General features: G+C 69.6%; 14 protein-coding genes, 1 pseudogene and 2 riboswitches. Of the genes and pseudogenes, 10 read left to right on the top strand and 5 right to left on the bottom strand.

Going from position 1 to position 18,031, the window contains the following annotated elements; all coding sequences use genetic code 11:
• Window position 1 precedes the first annotated feature (1 nt).
• Window positions 2–2,089, bottom strand: coding sequence for a UvrD-helicase domain-containing protein (locus tag JYG37_RS03015; RefSeq protein WP_124631511.1), 2,088 nt, complete (start codon window positions 2,087–2,089; stop codon window positions 2–4).
• A gap of 309 nt (window positions 2,090–2,398) precedes the next feature.
• Here JYG37_RS03015 and JYG37_RS03010 point away from each other — a divergent pair, with 309 nt between their 5' ends.
• The 8 genes from JYG37_RS03010 to JYG37_RS02975 all read left to right on the top strand — a co-directional run bounded on the left by JYG37_RS03010 (window position 2,399) and on the right by JYG37_RS02975 (window position 12,821).
• Window positions 2,399–3,106: an SGNH/GDSL hydrolase family protein gene (locus JYG37_RS03010; RefSeq protein ID WP_050015910.1), complete on the top strand. Its 708-nt coding sequence runs from the start codon at window positions 2,399–2,401 to the stop codon at window positions 3,104–3,106.
• 294 nt (window positions 3,107–3,400) lie between these two features.
• Entirely contained in the window at window positions 3,401–4,453 is a 1,053-nt protein-coding gene (locus JYG37_RS03005; RefSeq protein WP_124555781.1) for an oxidoreductase, read from the top strand.
• 209 nt (window positions 4,454–4,662) lie between these two features.
• The gene (locus tag JYG37_RS03000; protein WP_050015906.1) at window positions 4,663–5,028 is read left to right on the top strand and encodes a hypothetical protein; all 366 of its coding nucleotides are present in this window, start codon (window positions 4,663–4,665) and stop codon (window positions 5,026–5,028) included.
• 114 nt (window positions 5,029–5,142) lie between these two features.
• Window positions 5,143–5,245, top strand: a riboswitch (glycine riboswitch).
• A 32-nt stretch (window positions 5,246–5,277) separates the two neighbouring features.
• A riboswitch (glycine riboswitch) is annotated at window positions 5,278–5,411 on the top strand.
• 83 nt (window positions 5,412–5,494) lie between these two features.
• Complete coding sequence (gene gcvT, locus JYG37_RS02995) at window positions 5,495–6,613, top strand: glycine cleavage system aminomethyltransferase GcvT (RefSeq protein WP_050015904.1); 1,119 nt, start codon at window positions 5,495–5,497, stop codon at window positions 6,611–6,613.
• A 123-nt stretch (window positions 6,614–6,736) separates the two neighbouring features.
• Window positions 6,737–7,117, top strand: coding sequence for a glycine cleavage system protein GcvH (gene gcvH, locus JYG37_RS02990; RefSeq protein WP_089488033.1), 381 nt, complete (start codon window positions 6,737–6,739; stop codon window positions 7,115–7,117).
• Window positions 7,118–7,178: 61 nt separating this feature from the next.
• Window positions 7,179–10,106 (top strand): aminomethyl-transferring glycine dehydrogenase, encoded by a 2,928-nt coding sequence (gcvP, locus tag JYG37_RS02985; RefSeq protein WP_050015900.1) that lies wholly within the window; start codon window positions 7,179–7,181, stop codon window positions 10,104–10,106.
• Between the two features lie 153 nt (window positions 10,107–10,259).
• Window positions 10,260–11,402: an alginate lyase family protein gene (locus JYG37_RS02980; RefSeq protein ID WP_124631509.1), complete on the top strand. Its 1,143-nt coding sequence runs from the start codon at window positions 10,260–10,262 to the stop codon at window positions 11,400–11,402.
• A gap of 30 nt (window positions 11,403–11,432) precedes the next feature.
• Window positions 11,433–12,821 (top strand): L-serine ammonia-lyase, encoded by a 1,389-nt coding sequence (locus JYG37_RS02975; RefSeq protein ID WP_050015896.1) that lies wholly within the window; start codon window positions 11,433–11,435, stop codon window positions 12,819–12,821.
• A 59-nt stretch (window positions 12,822–12,880) separates the two neighbouring features.
• On the opposite strand, the gene JYG37_RS02970 is transcribed toward JYG37_RS02975, so the two are convergent.
• The 3 genes and pseudogenes from JYG37_RS02970 to JYG37_RS02960 all read right to left on the bottom strand — a co-directional run.
• Entirely contained in the window at window positions 12,881–13,120 is a 240-nt protein-coding gene (locus tag JYG37_RS02970; RefSeq protein WP_050015894.1) for an antitoxin, read from the bottom strand.
• Window positions 13,121–13,216: 96 nt separating this feature from the next.
• Window positions 13,217–13,501 carry a type II toxin-antitoxin system RelE/ParE family toxin gene (locus JYG37_RS02965; protein ID WP_176016526.1) on the bottom strand — a complete coding sequence of 95 codons (285 nt, stop codon included), beginning with the start codon at window positions 13,499–13,501 and terminating at the stop codon, window positions 13,217–13,219.
• Window positions 13,498–13,767, bottom strand: a pseudogene (locus tag JYG37_RS02960) (antitoxin PaaA2 family protein); the annotation flags it as partial. The pseudogene JYG37_RS02960 and the gene JYG37_RS02965, both read right to left, overlap by 4 nt.
• Window positions 13,768–13,970: 203 nt before the next feature.
• Between JYG37_RS02960 and JYG37_RS02955 the strand changes: the two are divergent.
• Together JYG37_RS02955 and JYG37_RS02950 are read left to right on the top strand one after the other, a co-directional pair.
• Window positions 13,971–15,674, top strand: a complete 1,704-nt coding sequence (locus JYG37_RS02955) for a thiamine pyrophosphate-binding protein (RefSeq protein ID WP_050015891.1) — start codon at window positions 13,971–13,973, stop codon at window positions 15,672–15,674.
• Entirely contained in the window at window positions 15,671–16,768 is a 1,098-nt protein-coding gene (locus JYG37_RS02950; RefSeq protein WP_050015890.1) for a glycosyltransferase family protein, read from the top strand. Before JYG37_RS02955 ends, JYG37_RS02950 begins: the two co-directional genes overlap by 4 nt.
• 111 nt (window positions 16,769–16,879) lie before the next feature.
• On the opposite strand, the gene JYG37_RS02945 is transcribed toward JYG37_RS02950, so the two are convergent.
• Entirely contained in the window at window positions 16,880–17,896 is a 1,017-nt protein-coding gene (locus tag JYG37_RS02945) for a helix-turn-helix domain-containing protein (RefSeq protein WP_089488032.1), read from the bottom strand.
• Window positions 17,897–18,031: the final 135 nt, after the last annotated feature.

Genomic DNA, 18,031 nt, shown 5'->3' with positions numbered 1-18,031 from the left:
ATCACTTCTGCAGCAACGCCTTCAGGCTCGCAAGCCGGTCCTTCGGCGACATCGGCGCTTCTTCCGGCGTCGGCGGCGGCGCTTCGTCGAGCCCCATCTCCGGGATGAAGCGCGACGGTTCGCACACGACCGTCTCGCGCGCCCGCTTGCGCTTCTTGCACCAGTTCAGGTGCAGGCTGCGCTGCGCGCGGGTGATCGCGACGTACATCAGCCGGCGCTCCTCCTCGATCCGTTCGTTGTCGATCGGGCCGTCGTCGTCGCTGCCGCCTCGGTGCGGCATGATGCCTTCCTCGACGCCGACCAGGAACACGTGCGGATACTCGAGCCCCTTCGACGCATGGACGGTCGACAGCCGCACGGCGTCCGGGTCTTCATCCTTGCCTTCGAGCATCGACATCAGCGCGACGGTCTGGATCAGGCCGAGCAGGTTCTTGCCCGTATCGGCGAGGCCGTCCGCGTTGTGGAAACCTTCGGCCTCGCCGTCGACGGCCTCCGTCTCGGGCTTGGTGCCCTTGCGCTTCAGCCATTCGAGGAATTCGAGCACGTTCTGCCACTTCGACTGCGCCTGCCGCTCGTCGAACGCGTCGTACAGGTACGCCTCGTAGTGGATCGCCTCCATCATGTCGTCGAGCACGACGGTCGCGGGCTCTTTGTCCGCGCGCTCGGTCAGGCGCTGGATGAAGTCGCAGAACATCCGCAGCGGCTCGACCTGGCGCGCCGACAGCCGCGCCTCGATCCCGCCCATGTACACGGCCTCGAACAGCGACACCTTCGCCTGCCCCGCGAACGAGCCGAGCGCCTCGAGCGTCGTGTTGCCGATGCCGCGGCGCGGCGTGGTGACGGCGCGGATGAACGCGGGATCGTCGTCGGCGTTCGCGATCAGCCGCAGGTACGCGCACAGATCCTTGATCTCGGCCTTGTCGAAGAACGACTGGCCGCCCGACAGCACGTACGGGATCCGCTCGCGCCGCAGCACCTGTTCGAAGATGCGTGCCTGGAAGTTGCCGCGATACAGGATCGCGTAGTCGCGGAACTGCGCGCGCCGCTCGAACTTGTGCGCGGACAGCCGGAACACGACCGATTCGGCCTCATGCTCCTCGTCGTTGCACGCCGTGACGGTGATCGAGTCGCCCATCCCGTGCTCGGACCACAGCTTCTTCTCGAACAGCTTCGGGTTGTTCGCGATCACGTTGTTCGCGGCGGTCAGGATCCGCACCGTCGACCGGTAGTTCTGCTCGAGCTTGATCACGTGCAGCTTCGGGAAATCCTTGCCGAGCTGCGCGAGGTTCTCGAGCGTCGCGCCGCGCCAGCCGTAGATCGCCTGGTCGTCGTCGCCGACCGCCGTGAACGCGGCGCGCGGGCCCGCGAGCTGCTTCAGCAGCTCGTACTGGCACGCATTGGTGTCCTGGTACTCGTCGATCAGCAGATAGCGCAGCTTGTTCTGCCAGCGGTCGCGCACCGACTCGTTCTTCGCGAACAGCTCGGCCGGCAGGCGGATCAGGTCGTCGAAGTCGACCGCCTGGTACGCGTGCAGCGTCGCCACGTAGTTGCGGTAGACCAGCGCGGCCTGGTGCTCGTCCTCGTTGGCCGCGATCGCCATCGCCTCGTCGGGCATGATCAGGCCGTTCTTCCACAGCGAGATGATGCTCTGGATCTTGCGGATCAGCCCCTTGTCGGTCGTGCCGAGCTGCTCCTGGATCATCCCGAAGCAGTCGTCCGAATCCATGATCGAGAACTGCGGCTTCAGCCCGACGTGCTCGGCCTCCTGGCGCAGGATCTGCACGCCCAGCGAGTGGAACGTGCAGACGGTGAGCTGGTTGACGGGCACCTTGCGGCCTTCCTTGCCGGGCGTGGTGAGCGTCTTGCCTTCCAGCAGCTTCGACACGCGCTCGCGCATTTCGGCGGCCGCCTTGTTCGTGAACGTGACGGCGGCGATATGGCGCGGCTCGAAGCCTTTCGCTTCGATCAGGTGCGCGATCTTCTGCGTGATCACGCGAGTCTTGCCGCTGCCCGCGCCGGCGAGCACGAGACAGGGACCGTCGAGATAGCGCACCGCTTCATTCTGAGCGGGATTCAGGCCTGCGGACATGATGGCGGATGGTGTTGCTGGTTGACGGCGGAGGGCCGGGAGGATGCCGTGCGCGACAGGCTGGGGAAGCAGGCGGACACGCAGGCAGGACGCGCATGTTAACACGTCGGCGGCACGTATTTCGGGCGCGCGGCCGGACGGGCGCGGGCAGGCTTGCCGGGCGGGCGCCCCCTGTCCGTCCGGCGGGGTCGTGCCTGTCCGCTCGGCCAATCTGGCCCCGTCCGCGCCGGGATCGGACACAATATGTACTCCCCGGCGCCGTCCGCGCCGGCCCGCTTCAATTTGCCTGAACCGTCACCGGATCGACTCATGGGATACCCGTTCGCCACCGCCGCCCTCGGCCCGCTGCTGTTCGTGCAGGGGCGCTACGTGCGCCGCGTCACGCCGCGGCTGCCCGAGGCGGCCGGCCCGCGCGACGGCGTGGCCGGCGACGGCCCGCCGCTGCGCGTGCTGGTGGTCGGCGATTCGGCAGCCGCGGGCGTCGGCGTCGCGACGCAGCACGATGCGCTCGCAGGGCAACTGGCGAACGCGCTGGCGGCCACGCACCGCGTGCGCTGGAAACTGCTCGCGCGCACCGGCCTGACCACGCGGGAGCTGGTCGACTGGCTCGCCGCCGAGCCGGCCGAGCCGTTCGACGTGGCCGTCACGTCGCTGGGCGTCAACGACGTGACGGGCGGCGTGCCGCCCGCACGCTGGCTCGCGCAGCAGGCCGAGCTGGTCCGGCTGCTCGCCACGCGCTTCCAGGTCGGGCACGCGATCCTGTCGGCGGTGCCGCCGATGGAGCGCTTCCCGGCGCTGCCGCAACCGCTCGCGTGGTATCTCGGCCTGCGCGCGAGGCGGCTCAACGCGGTGCTCGCAGGCTGGGCCGGCACGCAGCCGGACTGCACGTTCCTCCGGGTCGATTTGCCGCTCGAACGTCACCTGATGGCCGCCGACGGCTTCCATCCCGGCGCATCGGCGTGCGCGGTATGGGCCGCGCAGGTCGCGGCCGCCGTGCGGCAGCGGGTGGGCGCATGACGCGGCACGCTACGGGCAGGTTGGCCGCCACGGCTCGCCGCGCGGCGCGCGCCATGTCACGCCACGCCGAGAGCCGCGAACCGAGCAGAGCCGAGCCGAAAGCCGGGCAGTCGCGCTGCCCGGCACCCGATCTCGCGCAAAATGCCGGCATTCCTTGCGCAGTTGCCGCATCACATCGCGCGTTTCGCCCGACGCGCCTATGCAGGCGGCGGCGCCATGCCAAAATAGCCGGTCGTCTCCGCGCCACCGCTCCGGCGCGCCATCCTTTAGTTTCCTTCGCAGCCAGGAATTGCCATGTCGTCATTGCTCAGGATTGGTTTGATGGGTTTCGGTTTCGCCGGCGCGACGTTCCACGCGCCCGTGATCGCCACGAGCGGCCGCACTGAAGTCGCCGCGATCGCGACGGGTCAGTCCGATCGCGCGCACGCCGCGTATCCGGGCGCGCGCATTGTCCCCGACCTCGACACGCTGCTCGGCCTCGACGATATCGAATGCGTGGTGATCGCCACGCCGAACGACACGCACTTCACGCTCGCACGCCAGGTGCTCGAAGCGGGCCGCCACGTCGTCGTCGACAAGCCGGTCACGCTCACCGCCGACGAGGCGCTCGCGCTCGCACGGCTCGCGAACGCGCGCAGCCGGCTGTTCGCGCCGTTCCACAACCGCCGCTGGGACGGCGATTTCCTCACCGTGCGTCGCGTCGTCGAATCGGGCGAGTTGGGCCGCCTCACCTACTTCGCGTCGCACTTCGACCGCTTCCGGCCGACGCCGCGCCCGCGCTGGCGCGAGGAGCCGACCCGCGGCGGCGGCCTGCTGCTCGACCTCGGCCCGCACCTGATCGATCAGGCGCTCGCGCTGTTCGGCACGCCGGAAACGGTGAGCGCCACCGTCAAGACGCGCCGCGACAACGGCACGGCGCCCGATTTCGTGCACCTGCTGCTCGGCTATCCGGACAAGGACGTCGCGCTGCATGCAAGCGCGCTGTCGGCGATCGAACCCGCGCGCTTCACGCTGCACGGCACGCGCGGCAGCTATCAGAAATTCGGGCTCGACACGCAGGAAGACCAGCTCAAGGCCGGCCTCACCGCCGACGACGTCGAATTCGGCGGCGGCAACCCGCCCGGCCTGCTGCGCGTGCTCGACGGCGACCTCGAAGTCGAACGTCCGGTGCCGACGCTCGACGGCCAGTACGCGGAGTTCTACCGCGCGCTCGCCGCGTCGATCCGCGACGGCGCGCCGTTCCCGGTCACAGCGCAGGACGCGGTCGACGTGATGACGATCATCGAGCTCGCCGCGCAGAGCGAACACGACGGCCGCCGGGTGCCGTTCGTGCGCCGTAGCGTCTGATGGCCGCCGGGCGGGCCGGTGCCGCCCCGGCCGCCCACCGCGCCACGCCGCCACGCGTCGGCGTCGGCGCTGCGTCTGCCGCCACACCGCCCCGTCGGCCCGGCTCCCAACATTCCGTTACAAATGGTGCGGGAACGAAAGTCAGCGGTCGTCCGGTCTGACGCGTTTCTCAAAATGTCGATTCGACACTTATCCGTCAGGAGAATGTGATGCAACGGTTGATTCGCGCAGCGGCATGCTGCGTCCTGGTTTCCTCGCTCGCGGCGTGTGTCGTGCAACCGCAGCGGCCGGTCCGGCAGGCGCCTCCGCCGCCGCGACCGAATCCGCAGGTCGTCGCGAACGACCGCATGCAGGAGGTCCAGGGCCGGATCGACAATCTGCATCGCCGGATCGACGCGCGCGTGAACGGCGGCTACTACCCGCCGCCGTACGGCGCGCAGTTGCACCACCGCCTCGACGTGATCCGCCAGGAAGCGAACGACATGTCGGCCCAGCACAACGGCGGCCTGTCCGGCGACGAGCAGCGGGTGCTGAACCAGGAACTCGACACGGCCGCACGCGCGATCGGCGAGTGACGCGCCGGCGCCCGCCGGAGCGGAGAAAAGCGGCGGCGCCGGCCGCCGCCGCTTGTCGCGAAGCGACATTCTTTTGCTCAAATTGACAATGCCGACCCGCTCGCGTACAGTCGCCCGCACGCGTCGGGAGAGCGTGTGACCGGGTCGTTCCGACACCGGTTGCGCCGCCGAAGGGGCACACCCGCAAACTCTCAGGCAAAAGGACCGACCGCGTCGGGGAACCGCGTCCGCGCACTGCGCGCACGACACTCCCCGCACTCTGGAGAGCGGCAGTAGCCCGCAGCGCATTGGCTGCGCGGGCAAGCTGCCCACCGAAGGGGCGCGCGTTCGCCGGGCTTGGCCCGCAGCGCAATCTCTCAGGTATCGAGGACAGAGGGGCATGTACCGGATCGCTCGAGGCCATCGGCCGCGGCGGTCGGCACATGGCCGTTCTGATCCGCGCGCAAGCGCCTTGCCTGAGGCCTCGATGACTGCACTGAATCACACCCCGCTCAACGCCGCGCACCGCGCGCTCAATGCCCGCATGGTCGACTTCGGCGGCTGGGACATGCCCGTCAACTACGGCTCGCAGATCGAAGAACACGCGGCCGTGCGCACCGACGCCGGCATGTTCGACGTGTCGCACATGTGCGTCGTCGATTTCACCGGCAGCCGCGTGCGCGCATTCTTCGAGCATGCGATCGCGAACCACGTCGGCAAGCTCAAGACGCCCGGCAAGGCGCTCTACTCGTGCCTGCTCAACCCGCAGGGCGGCGTCATCGACGACCTGATCGTCTACTACTTCACCGAAGAATTCTTCCGCGTGGTCGTCAACGCCGGCACCGCCGAGAAAGACATCGCGTGGTTCAACCAGCTGAACGAGCAAGGCGGCTACGGCCTGACGATCGCGCCGCGCCGCGATTTCGCGATCGTCGCCGTGCAGGGTCCGAACGCCCGCGAAAAGGTCTGGGCGACAGTGCCCGCCGCGCGCGCCGCCACCAGCGAGCTCAAGCCGTTCAACGCCGCGCAGGTCGCCGGCACGCCGTTCGGCGATCTCACCGTCGCGCGCACCGGCTACACCGGCGAAGACGGCTTCGAAGTGATCGTCCCGGCCGTGCACGTCGTCGCGCTGTGGGATGCGCTGCAGCAAAACGGCGTGCGGCCGTGCGGGCTCGGCGCGCGCGACACGCTGCGCCTCGAGGCCGGCATGAACCTGTACGGCCAGGACATGGACGACACCGTCTCCCCGCTCGACGCGGGCCTCGCGTGGACGGTCGACCTCACCGCGCCGCGCGACTTCGTCGGCCGCGCCGCCCTGGAAGCCAACGGCACGCGCGCCGCGTTCGTCGGCCTGATCCTGCAAAAGGAAAACGGCAAGGCGGGCGGCGTGCTGCGCGCGCACCAGAAGGTCGTCACGCCGCACGGCGAAGGCGAGATCACGAGCGGCACGTTCTCGCCGTCGATGCAGGAATCGATCGCGTTCGCGCGCGTGCCGACGGCCGTCCAGATCGGCGACATCGTCCAGGTGCAAATTCGAGACAAGAATCTTCCCGCGCGCGTGGTAAAACTGCCGTTCGTGCGCAACGGCAAGGTCCTCGCTGCGTAACGACCGGGAGGCGGCCGGGCCGCCCCCCGGCCAGCCGGGAGATGGCGCCCGGCGCAACCCCATCCGGCGCACCATGGCGGCGCGCCAGCAAAACGAACACACCCTTTTATCCAGGAGCATCCGATGAGCAACGTCCCGGCCGATCTGAAGTACACCGACGAACACGAGTGGATCCGCACCGAGGCGGACGGCACGCTGACGGTCGGCATCACCGATCACGCGCAGAGCACGCTCGGCGACATCGTCTTCCTCGAGCTGCCCGAAGTCGGCAAGTCGGTGAGCGCGGGCGACGCCGTCGGCGTCGTCGAATCGGTGAAGGCGGCATCCGACATCTACTCGCCGGTGTCCGGCGAGGTCGTCGCCATCAACGAAGCCGCCACCGATGCGCCGGAAGAAGTGAACGGCGACGCATACGGCGTGTGGCTGTTCAAGATCAAGCTCGCGGACGGCGCATCGACCGACAAGCTGATCGACGCCGACGCGTACAGCAAGCTGATCGACTAATTTTCCTTACCCGAACCGCGTGCGGCCGGGCAGCCGGCCCGCGCGGGACCAGAGTCACGCCATGAAGCTCGAACACCCGGACCGCCTGATGAACCGCACGCCCCTCTCGCTCGCCGCGCTCGAAACGCACGACGCGTTCGCCGAACGCCACATCGGCCCCGACGCCGCCAGCCAGCAGGCCATGCTCGACACGCTCGGCTTCGCGTCGCGCGCCGCGCTGATCGACGCCGTGATCCCGGCCTCGATCCGCCGCGCCGAAACGCTGCCGCTCGGCCCGTTCGCGCAGCCGAAGAGCGAGGCCGAAGCGCTCGCCGCGCTGCGTGCGCTCGCGGACAAGAACCAGGTGTTCCGCTCGTATATCGGCCAGGGCTACCACGACACGCACACGCCGGCCGTGATCCTGCGCAACGTGCTCGAAAACCCGGCGTGGTACACGGCCTACACGCCGTACCAGCCCGAAATTTCCCAGGGCCGCCTCGAGGCGCTCCTGAACTTCCAGCAGATGGTCGCCGACCTGACGGGTCTCGCGATCTCGAACGCATCGCTGCTCGACGAAGCCACCGCCGCGGCCGAAGCGATGACGCTGCTGCAGCGCACCGGCAAGCCGAAGTCGAACGTGTTCTACGTCGCCGACGACGTGCTGCCGCAAACCGTCGAAGTGATCCGCACGCGCGCGCTGCCGATCGGCATCGACGTGAAGACGGGCCCGGCCGCCGAAGCAGCTCAAGCGAACGCATTCGGCGTGCTGCTGCAGTACCCGGGCGTGAACGGCGACGTGCGCGACTACCGCGCGCTCACCGAAGCGATCCACGCGGCCGGCGGCCACGTGGTCGTCGCGGCCGACCTGCTCGCGCTGACCGTGCTGACGCCGCCCGGCGAATGGGGCGCGGACGTCGCGATCGGCAACACGCAGCGCTTCGGCGTGCCGATGGGCTTCGGCGGTCCGCACGCCGCCTACATGGCCGTGCGCGACGAATTCAAGCGCCAGATGCCGGGCCGCCTCGTCGGCGTGACGGTCGACGCGCAGGGCAAGCCCGCGCTGCGCCTCGCGCTGCAGACGCGCGAACAGCACATCCGCCGCGAGAAGGCGACGTCGAACGTGTGTACCGCGCAGGCGCTGCTCGCGATCATGGCCAGCATGTACGCGGTCTACCACGGCCCGCACGGCCTGAAGACGATCGCGCTGCGCGTGAACCGCATCGCGGCGCTGTTCGCCGCCGGCGTGAAGCAGCTCGGCTTCGCGACCGTCAACGACACGTTCTTCGACACGGTGACGATCGACACCGGCGCGCGCACCGCGCAGATTCACGCATTCGCGAACGCGAAGCGCATCAACCTGCGCCGCGTGAGCGACACGCAAGTCGGCGTATCGGTCGACGAAACGACGACGCGCGACGACCTCGCCGATCTCCTCGACGTGTTCGCGCAGGCCGCGGGCGGCACCGCGCCGGCCGTCGATGCGCTGGACGCGGGCCTCGGCGGCGTCGCCGCGCTGCCGGCCGGCCTCGAGCGCACGAGCGCGTACCTGACGCACCCCGTGTTCAACCGCCACCATTCCGAAACCGAAATGCTGCGCTACCTGCGCAGCCTGTCGGACAAGGATCTCGCGCTCGACCGCTCGATGATCCCGCTCGGCTCGTGCACGATGAAGCTGAACGCGACGTCGGAAATGCTGCCCGTCACGTGGCCCGAGTTCGGCGGCATCCATCCGTTCGCACCGGCCGAGCAGACCGTCGGCTACCGCGAGATGATCGACCAGCTCGAACAGATGCTCGTCGCGGCCACCGGCTACGCGGCCGTGTCGCTGCAACCGAACGCAGGCTCGCAGGGCGAGTACGCGGGCCTGTTGATCATCCACGCGTACCACGCATCGCGCGGCGAAGGCCATCGCGACGTGTGCCTGATCCCGGCATCCGCGCACGGCACGAACCCGGCGTCCGCGCACATGGCCGGCATGAAGGTCGTGGTCGTCGCGTGCGACGCGCAGGGCAACGTCGACATCGCCGACCTGAAGGCGAAGGCCGAGCAGCATTCGGCGAACCTCGCGGCGATCATGATCACGTATCCGTCGACGCACGGCGTGTTCGAGCAGAACGTCCGCGAGATCTGCGAGATCGTCCACGCGCACGGCGGCCAGGTGTACGTCGACGGCGCGAACATGAACGCGATGGTCGGCCTGACCGCGCCCGGCCAGTTCGGCGGCGACGTGTCGCACCTGAACCTGCACAAGACCTTCTGCATCCCGCACGGCGGCGGCGGCCCGGGCGTCGGCCCGGTCGCGGTCGGCGCGCACCTCGCGCAGTTCCTGCCGAACCAGCGCTCGACCGGCTACGCCCGCGCGGAAGACGGCATCGGCGCGGTGTCGGCCGCGCCGTACGGCTCGGCGTCGATCCTGCCGATCTCGTGGATGTACATCGCGATGATGGGCGCGAAGAACCTGACCGCCGCGACGGAAACCGCGATCCTCAACGCGAACTACATCGCGAAGCGCCTCGCGCCGCACTATCCGGTGCTGTATTCGGGCCCGGGCGGGCTGGTCGCGCACGAGTGCATTCTCGACCTGCGTCCGATCAAGGAAACGAGCGGCATCAGCGTCGACGACGTCGCGAAGCGCCTGATGGACTACGGCTTCCACGCGCCGACGATGAGCTTCCCGGTGCCGGGCACGCTGATGGTCGAGCCGACCGAATCGGAATCGCAGGAAGAACTCGACCGCTTCATCGCCGCGATGATCGCGATCCGCGAAGAAATCCGCGCGGTCGAGGAAGGCCGCGCCGATCGCGAGGACAACCCGCTGCGCCACGCGCCGCACACGGCGGCCGTCGTCACCGCGAACGAATGGCCGCACGCGTACTCGCGCGAGCAGGCCGCGTACCCGGTCGCGTCGCTCGGCACGAACAAGTACTGGCCGCCGGTCGGCCGCGCGGACAACGCGTACGGCGACCGCAACCTGTTCTGCTCGTGCGTGCCGATGTCGGATTACGCATAACGCCCGCCTCGCGCCGGAGCGTCCGACCGTGACCCCACCGCACGCAGCCACCGGTTGCGTGCGGTTTTACGTTCGCCGCCCGACCAACCGTTTCACGCTTACCCGCCAATCCGGCTAACATCACACGCGATCCAGCCAATGAAGGAGTTCCGCATGGTGCGTCCGATGTTTCCGGGCCAGGGTGCAACGGCGCGGCGGCCGCGGCCGCGCGCAGACCGCAACGTGCCGATGCTCGTCGCATCGCTGTCGCTGGCCGCCGCCGGCCTCGGCGTGTCCGGCAATGCGCTCGCCGCGATGAATTTCTGCGCGGCGCCGGCGCTGCAGTCGAGCGAGACGACGCACGCCGAGCCGGGCGTGCAGGCGCTGATTCGCAGCGTCGACGCGCGCATCGGCGAGCAGCCGAAGGCCATGGCGCGCGTGCACACCGAGGGCACGCTGCCGCATGAAGGCATCTACGACCAGAGCGAAGCCGCGCTCAAGGACATGGACCTGATGCGCGATGCGGCGCTCGCGTGGCGCGTGACGAACGCGCCGCGCTACCTGCAACTCGTCGACCGCTTCCTGTCCGCGTGGGTGTCGACTTACCAGCCGAGCTTCAACCCGATCGACGAGACGCGCTTCGACAGCCTGATCGTCGCGTACGACATGACCGCGAGCGCGCTGCCGGTGAAGACGCGCAACGCGACCGCCGCGTTCATCGCGAAGCTCGGCGCCGGCTACGTCGCGCAGGTCGACGCACAGAAGCGCCCGCTCACCGGCACCTGGCGCAACAACTGGCAGAGCCACCGGATCAAGCTGATCGCGCTGTCCGCGTTCACGCTCGGCGACCGCAAGATGATGAACGCCGCGCAGCGGCTGTTCGTCGAGCATCTCGCCGACAACATCGGCCCGGACGGCAAGACCTGGGATTTCGAGGAACGCGATGCGCTGCATTACGCGGTCTACGATCTACAGCCGCTGGTGACGGCCGCGCTCGCCGCGCGCCGCTTCAACCGCAACTGGCTGCGCGAGCGCGGCGCGAACGGCGCGACGCTCGCGGCCGCGCTCGACTGGCTCGTGCCGTACGCGCTCGGCGAGAAAACCCACGAGGAATTCGTGAATTCGCCGGTGCCGTTCGACGCGAAGCGCCGCGAGGCCGGCTTGCCGGGTTACACGGGGCAGTGGGACCCGAAAAACGCCACCGAACTCTTTCATCTGGCCGCGCGGCTCGACGGGCGCTATGCCCGCGTCGCGCAGCAGCTTTCCCCAACGCCGCCCGCATGGCTCGCCGCGTGCCTGCCATTGCAGGCGCGCTAGCACCATTCTTACAGCAAGGCAGGTATCGAAATGGCAGTCAGCGTGTTTGACCTCTTCAAGATCGGCATCGGCCCGTCCAGTTCGCACACGGTCGGACCGATGCGCGCGGCGCTGATGTTCGTCCAGGGCCTCGAGCGTGACGGGCTGCTCGCCGCGACGGCCCATGTGAAGGTCGAGCTGTACGGCTCGCTGGGCGCCACCGGCAAGGGCCACGGCACCGACCGCGGCGTGATGCTCGGCCTGCTCGGCGACGCGCCCGACACCGTCGATCCCGACACGATCGACGCGCGGCTCGAAGACGTCCGCAAGACGAAGCAACTCGCGCTGCTCGGCACGCACCCGGTGCCGTTCGTGCTGAAGGAGAACATCGCGTTCTACCGCCAGGCGCTGCCCGAACATCCGAACGGGATGAAGCTGCGCGCGAGCGACGCGAACGGCGCGGTGCTGGTCGAGCGTACCTATCTGTCGGTCGGCGGCGGCTTCGTCGTGACGGCCGGCGCACCGAACACCAAGGTGCTGAGCGCGGCCGAGCAGATGACGCACCCGTTCCGCACCGGCGCGGAGCTGCTCGCGCTGACCGCGTCGACCGGCAAGTCGATCGCGCAGCTGATGTGGGAAAACGAGCGCGCGTGGCACACCGACGAAGAAACGCGCGACGGGCTGCTGAAGATCTGGGCCGTGATGCAGTCGTGCGTGTCGCGAGGCTGCGGGATCGGCAATCCCGACGCCGACGGCAACCTGCCCGGCCCGTTCCAGGTCAAGCGCCGCGCGCCGCAGCTGTACCGCACGCTGACGGGCAGCCCGGAGCGCGCGCTCCAGGACCCGCTGTCGATGATCGACTGGATCAACCTGTACGCGATCGCGGTCAACGAGGAAAACGCGGCCGGCGGCCGCGTCGTCACCGCGCCGACCAACGGCGCGGCCGGCATCATCCCCGCCGTGCTGCACTACTACACGCGCTTCACGCCCGGCGCGAACGAACAGGGCGTAATCGACTTCCTGCTGACGGCCGCCGCGATCGGCATCCTCTACAAGCTCAACGCATCGATTTCGGGCGCGGAAGTGGGCTGCCAGGGTGAAGTCGGGGTGGCCTGCTCGATGGCGGCCGGCGCGCTCGCGGCCGTGCTCGGCGGCACGCCGCAGCAGGTCGAGAACGCGGCCGAGATCGGGATGGAACACAACCTCGGCCTGACCTGCGACCCGGTCGGCGGGATGGTGCAGATCCCGTGCATCGAGCGCAACGCGATGGCGTCGGTAAAGGCCGTCAACGCGGCGCGCATGGCGCTGCGCGGCGACGGCTCGCACTACGTGTCGCTCGACTCCGTGATCAAGACGATGCGCGAGACGGGCGCCGACATGAAGACCAAGTACAAGGAAACGTCGCGCGGCGGGCTGGCGGTGAATATCGTCGAGTGCTGATGTCCGACCCGGCGGTCATGGAGGACGCTCCGCGTCTCGCATGACCGTCGGGTGCACAATCACCCATCCTTGCGTTCGGCCTGCTCCTGGTTGCCATGCCCTTCGGCCATGAAATTCGGCCCGAATTTCGCGAACTTCTCGAGCACGTGGGTCAAGGGCCGTCGCGCCGGCCGAATACGGATCTCATCGCCGACGCGCTTGATTTCCAGCGCGATATCGCTGCGTTCATAGGCGAGGTCGGCAGGAATTTGCACGGCCTGCGCGTTGATGTACGCCCAGTCGTGCGCATGGTCATCCATCCGACATCGATTCGAAAACACCCGCCGCCCCGGCCGTCTTTTCCGTTCCGGACTTGGCCCGCCGCACCCGGTGAATCAGCCGGTGCAAATATCGCGTCACGACCACTGCCGCCGCGCATGCAGCACGCGAAGAATCTCCACGATGCCCTCGGCCGGCCGGATGCGATAGACGAGCACATAGTTCGGCGCGATCACCAGGTCGCGCGTGCCGGCCACCCGCCCTTGCCGATACAACTCCGCATGGGCCGGTAACGCCGCCGCCCTTTCTTCCAGCAGTTCGTCGAGTTCGAGCGCGGCCAGCGGATCGTCTTCACCGATGTATTCCATGATCGCGGCGCGATCCTCGTACGCCTTCGGATGCCACTGCAACGCGAGGGTCAAGCAGCATCCCCGCGCTTGCCTGCAAGCCGCTCACGCAGCGCCGCACGGCGCGATGCGAAGTCGGCGCTGACTTCGGCGTCCGGAATCGACGCACGCGGGTCATCCAGCGCCTGCTGCACCTGCTCGCGAAACCAGCGATCGTGAGCCACCGCCTGGTGTGCCGCCTTCAACGCCGCCGCACGATCGGGTCGGGTCGCCCGCCCGACCGCATCCGGATCGAATGCCGACGCGTCCACATCGAACCGGCTGATGCCAATGTCGCGCAGATCGAGACAAGCGTCAGCCCGCCATCCATAGCGCTCACTTTCCGCCGTCACCCGAGCGCGCACAAGCTGGCCGGATGGCCAACCGAAGCCCGCACGCAACCCCCGACCAGCCCCGCGTTCCGACACTTTTCAGCGGCCGTCGTACCGGCCCGCAGCCAACCGGCGTAAGCTGTACGTCCCGCTACCCAGGGAGACGGCAGCCCATGTCGCATTCCAAGGACCTCGAGTCGCGCGCCACCACCGGTGCACGACTGCTCGTCGATGCGTTGCTCGCCAATCACGTCGAACGCGTGTTCTGCGTGCCGGGCGAGAGCTTCCTCGCCGTGCTCGATGCGCTCGCGGACGACACCGCCCGCATCCAGACGGTCGTCTGCCGCCACGAGGCGGCCGCCGCGAACATGGCCGAAGCGGTCGGCAAGCTGACCGGCCGCCCCGGCATCGCGTTCGTCACGCGCGGGCCCGGCGCGACCCATGCGTCGATCGGCGTGCACACCGCGTTCCAGGATTCGACGCCGATGATCCTGTTCGTCGGCCAGTGCGCACGCGAACACCTCGACCGCGAAGCGTTCCAGGAAATCGACTACCGCCGGATGTTCGGCCAGATGGCCAAATGGGTCGCGCAGATCGACGATCCGCGCCGCATCCCCGAATACCTGAGCCATGCGTTCCACGTCGCGACGTCCGGCCGGCCCGGCCCGGTCGTGCTCGCGCTGCCGGAGGACGTGCTGTCCGACGCGTGCGCGCCGCAGCCCGTCGTGCCGGCCGCGAAACGCGTCGCGGCCGCGCCGTCGGTCGCGCAGATCGACGAGTTGCGCGAGCGGCTCGCGCGCGCGGAACGGCCATTCGCGATCGTCGGCGGCAGCGGCTGGACGCCCGACGCGTGCGCGAACCTGCGCACCTTCGTCGAACGCTGGCAATTGCCGGTCGCGTGCGCGTTCCGCTTCCAGGACACGATCGACAACGCGCACCCGAACTACGCGGGCGACGTCGGGCTCGGGATCAACCCCGCGCTCGCGAAACGCATCCGCGACGCCGACCTGCTGCTCGTGATCGGGCCGCGCCTCGGCGAAGCGACGACCGGTGGCTACACGCTGCTCGACATCCCGAAAACGCGCCAGACGCTGATCCACGTGCATCAGGGCGCGGACGAGCTCGGCCGCGTATACGCCGCCGACCTGCCGATCGTGTCGGGCATGCCCGAGATCGCCGCGCCGCTGGCCGCGCTCGAACCGCCCGAGCGGCCTGCCTGGGCCGGCGCGGCCGCCGATGCGCACCGCGCGTACCGCGAATGGCATGCGCCGCTGCCGATGCCCGGCGACGTGCAGCTCGGCGACGTGATGGTGCAGTTGCGCGAACGCCTGCCGCACGACGCGATCCTGACCAACGGCGCAGGCAACTATGCGATCTGGCTGCATCGCCACTTCGCGTACCGGCACTTCCGTTCGCAGCTCGCGCCGACGAGCGGCGCGATGGGCTACGGGCTGCCGGCCGCGCTCGCCGCGAAGTCGCTGTATCCGCAGCGCGCCGTCGTCGCGCTCGCCGGCGACGGCTGCTTCATGATGGCCGGCAACGAGCTCGCGACCGCGATGCAGTACGGGCTGAACATCGTCGCGATCGTCGTCAACAACGGCCATTTCGGCACGATCCGCATGCATCAGGAGCGCAACTACCCGGGTCGCGTGCACGGCACGGGGCTCACGAATCCGGATTTCGCCGCCTATGCGCGTGCGTTCGGCGCGCACGGCGAGACGGTCGAGCGCACCGCCGATTTCGCGCCCGCGCTCGAACGCGCGCTGACCTGCGGGCTGCCCGCGGTGATCGAGATCCGCATCCCGCAGGACGCCAGCACGCCGGCCGCGACGCTCGAGCAGATCCGGGAGCAGGGCCGCCGCGCGCGCGGCGCATGACGACGGTGAACATGCACGCCGCGCCGCCCGTCGCCGCGCTGTCGCACGACGACGCGCTGGCCTGCCCCGGCACGCTGCTCGCGCCCGACCGCACGCTCGTCGCGCCGTACGACCTCGAATACGGCGACGTGCGCGCCGAAGGCTACGTGGCGGCCGCGCCGGCGCTCGGCCTGCTGCACGCCGCGCACCGGCCGTTCCGGCTCGATTACGGCGCTACGCGGCACGTGCACGTGATCAACGGGATGGGTGTCGCGCTCGGCGATTCGGTGATCGGGCTGACGGCCGTCGCCGCGCTGCGTGCGGCCCATGCGGGCCTGCGCTTCACGCTGTACCGGCCGGCGCGCGCGCCGCGCTACGTCGATGCGCTGTATGCGCTCGCGGCCGACGTCGTCGCGCCGTCGCGCGCATTGCCGTGCCCGGCCGAAGCGCTGCCCGCCGACGCGCACTGCATCGATGTCGGCAATCACCTGTATTGGCCCGCGTTCGCGCGGCTGCCGATGATCGATTTCTTCCTCGACGCGCTCGGCGTCGATCCGGCTGCCGTGCCGGCTGCCGCAAAGCGCAACCGCTGGCTCGCGCGGCTATCGCTGCCCGCGCTGCCGGCCGAATGGCTGCGGCCGTACGTGCTGTTCTGCCCGAATGCGAGCACCGCGGTGCGCAGCGTGCCGCCCGCGCTGCGCGTCGCGTTCGTGGAACGGCTCGCGCAGCGTTACGGGCTGCCGGTGGTGGGATTCGGCCCGATCGCGCATCCCGCTTACGTGGATGTGAGCCGCGACGCGACCGACACCGCGCGCTTCATCGCGTGGGTCAAGGGCGCAAGCCTGCTGTTCGCGCCGGACACGGCGGCCGTGCATCTCGCCGACGGTTTCGACGTGCCGACGATCGCGTGCTTCACGACGATCGGGCCGGTGCTGCGCGTGCGCGACTATCCGTATTGCGTACCGGTCATGCTCGACGTACCGGCCGAATTGCACGGGCTGCATCGCAGCGAGCGGCCGGACGATCTGGCGTCGGTCGAAGCCGCGTACCGCGCGATCGACTGGGACGCGCTGGCGTGGCCCGCCCCGCGCGACGGGACAGCGTCGGCCATCTGAGCGAAGCCGGCGCGGCGGCGAGCGGAAGGGGCGAACCGGCCGCAGCGCGCGCCCGGCGCCAGCACCGCCGTGAGCGCGCCGCCGGCCGCCCGGCTCACCATACCGGCACGTTCACGCGCGATCGCGCAGCGTCTCCGACGGCCGCTTGCCGAACAGGCGTCGGTAATCGGTCGCGAACTGGCTCAGATGCCAGAAGCCCCACGCCTCCGCGACGTCCTGCACCGAGCCGGCCGCGCGCCCGCACAGGTCGCGCCGCGCGCCGTTCAGCCGCAGCGTGCGCAGGTAGGTCGCGGGCGCCATTCCCAGCACGTCCTGGAAGCAGTACTGCAGCGTGCGCCGACTCACGTGCAACTGCTCGCACAGCTCGGGCACGCCGACCGGCCGCGTGCGATGCGCGAGCACGTAGTCGCGCGCCTGGTCGACGATCCAGCGGCGCGTCGACGGCGCGGCGCCGCTGCCGTCGTCGGCCGGTTGCGCGCACGCATCGAACAGCGCGGCCAGCACTTCGGCCTGCAGGTCGTCGCGCTGCGCATCGGGCAGCGGGCCGGCCATCGCCACCGCGCCGTCGAGCCGGCGCCCGAGCAGCGCGCACAGCCGCGCGAGCCGCGCGTCGCCGACCTGCATCACGCGCTGCGTGAACAACCGCTCGTCGAGCGCGCGGTGCTCGACTTCCTCCGCGTAGCGGCGCAGCACGTCGCCGCGCACGACGACGCCGTAGATCGAGAACTGCGCGGGCGTCACGAGTTCGAATTCGACGTTGCCGGGCCGGAACGCGAGCGCGCCCGGGCCGATGCGGCATGCATCGACGCGCGCCGAGCCGTCGCACACGAGCGGGATGCCGAACCAGTACGCGTCGCCGCGCACTTCGCACGCCTGGCGCAGCAGGTGGCTGGTCGATTCGCGAAACAGCTTCATCGTGTCGAGCGGCAGCTCGGTCAGCGTGCCGACGAAGCGGCCGGCCGCGAGCTGGTCGTAGGTTTGCCGCCAGCCGATCAGGTTGCGCGCCTGCTCGTCCGCATCGTGCGCGACGCTGACGACGGCCTGCCCGGCGAACGCGTCGTCGCCTTGCGCGCTGCGCCGCGTGTCCTCGGCGGTCGGTTCTTCCGTATACGCCACGTGTTGGTCCATCGTGTCCTCCCTCACCTGCGCGGAACCCTGCGTATCATGCAAGTCCCGTGCCGAACCGCACGGCCCGGCGAGCAAGCCGCCATTCCACGCTGTCCGGCCGATGCTCGCCATGCGGGCGCACCCGAAGGCGGCATG

This window comes from Burkholderia sp. LAS2 (genome assembly GCF_018417615.1).
In the GTDB taxonomy this organism is placed as follows: Bacteria; Pseudomonadota; Gammaproteobacteria; order Burkholderiales; family Burkholderiaceae; genus Burkholderia; species Burkholderia sola.
Note: the sequence above shows the minus strand (reverse complement) of the source record. Positions and strands in the feature narration are given on the sequence as shown.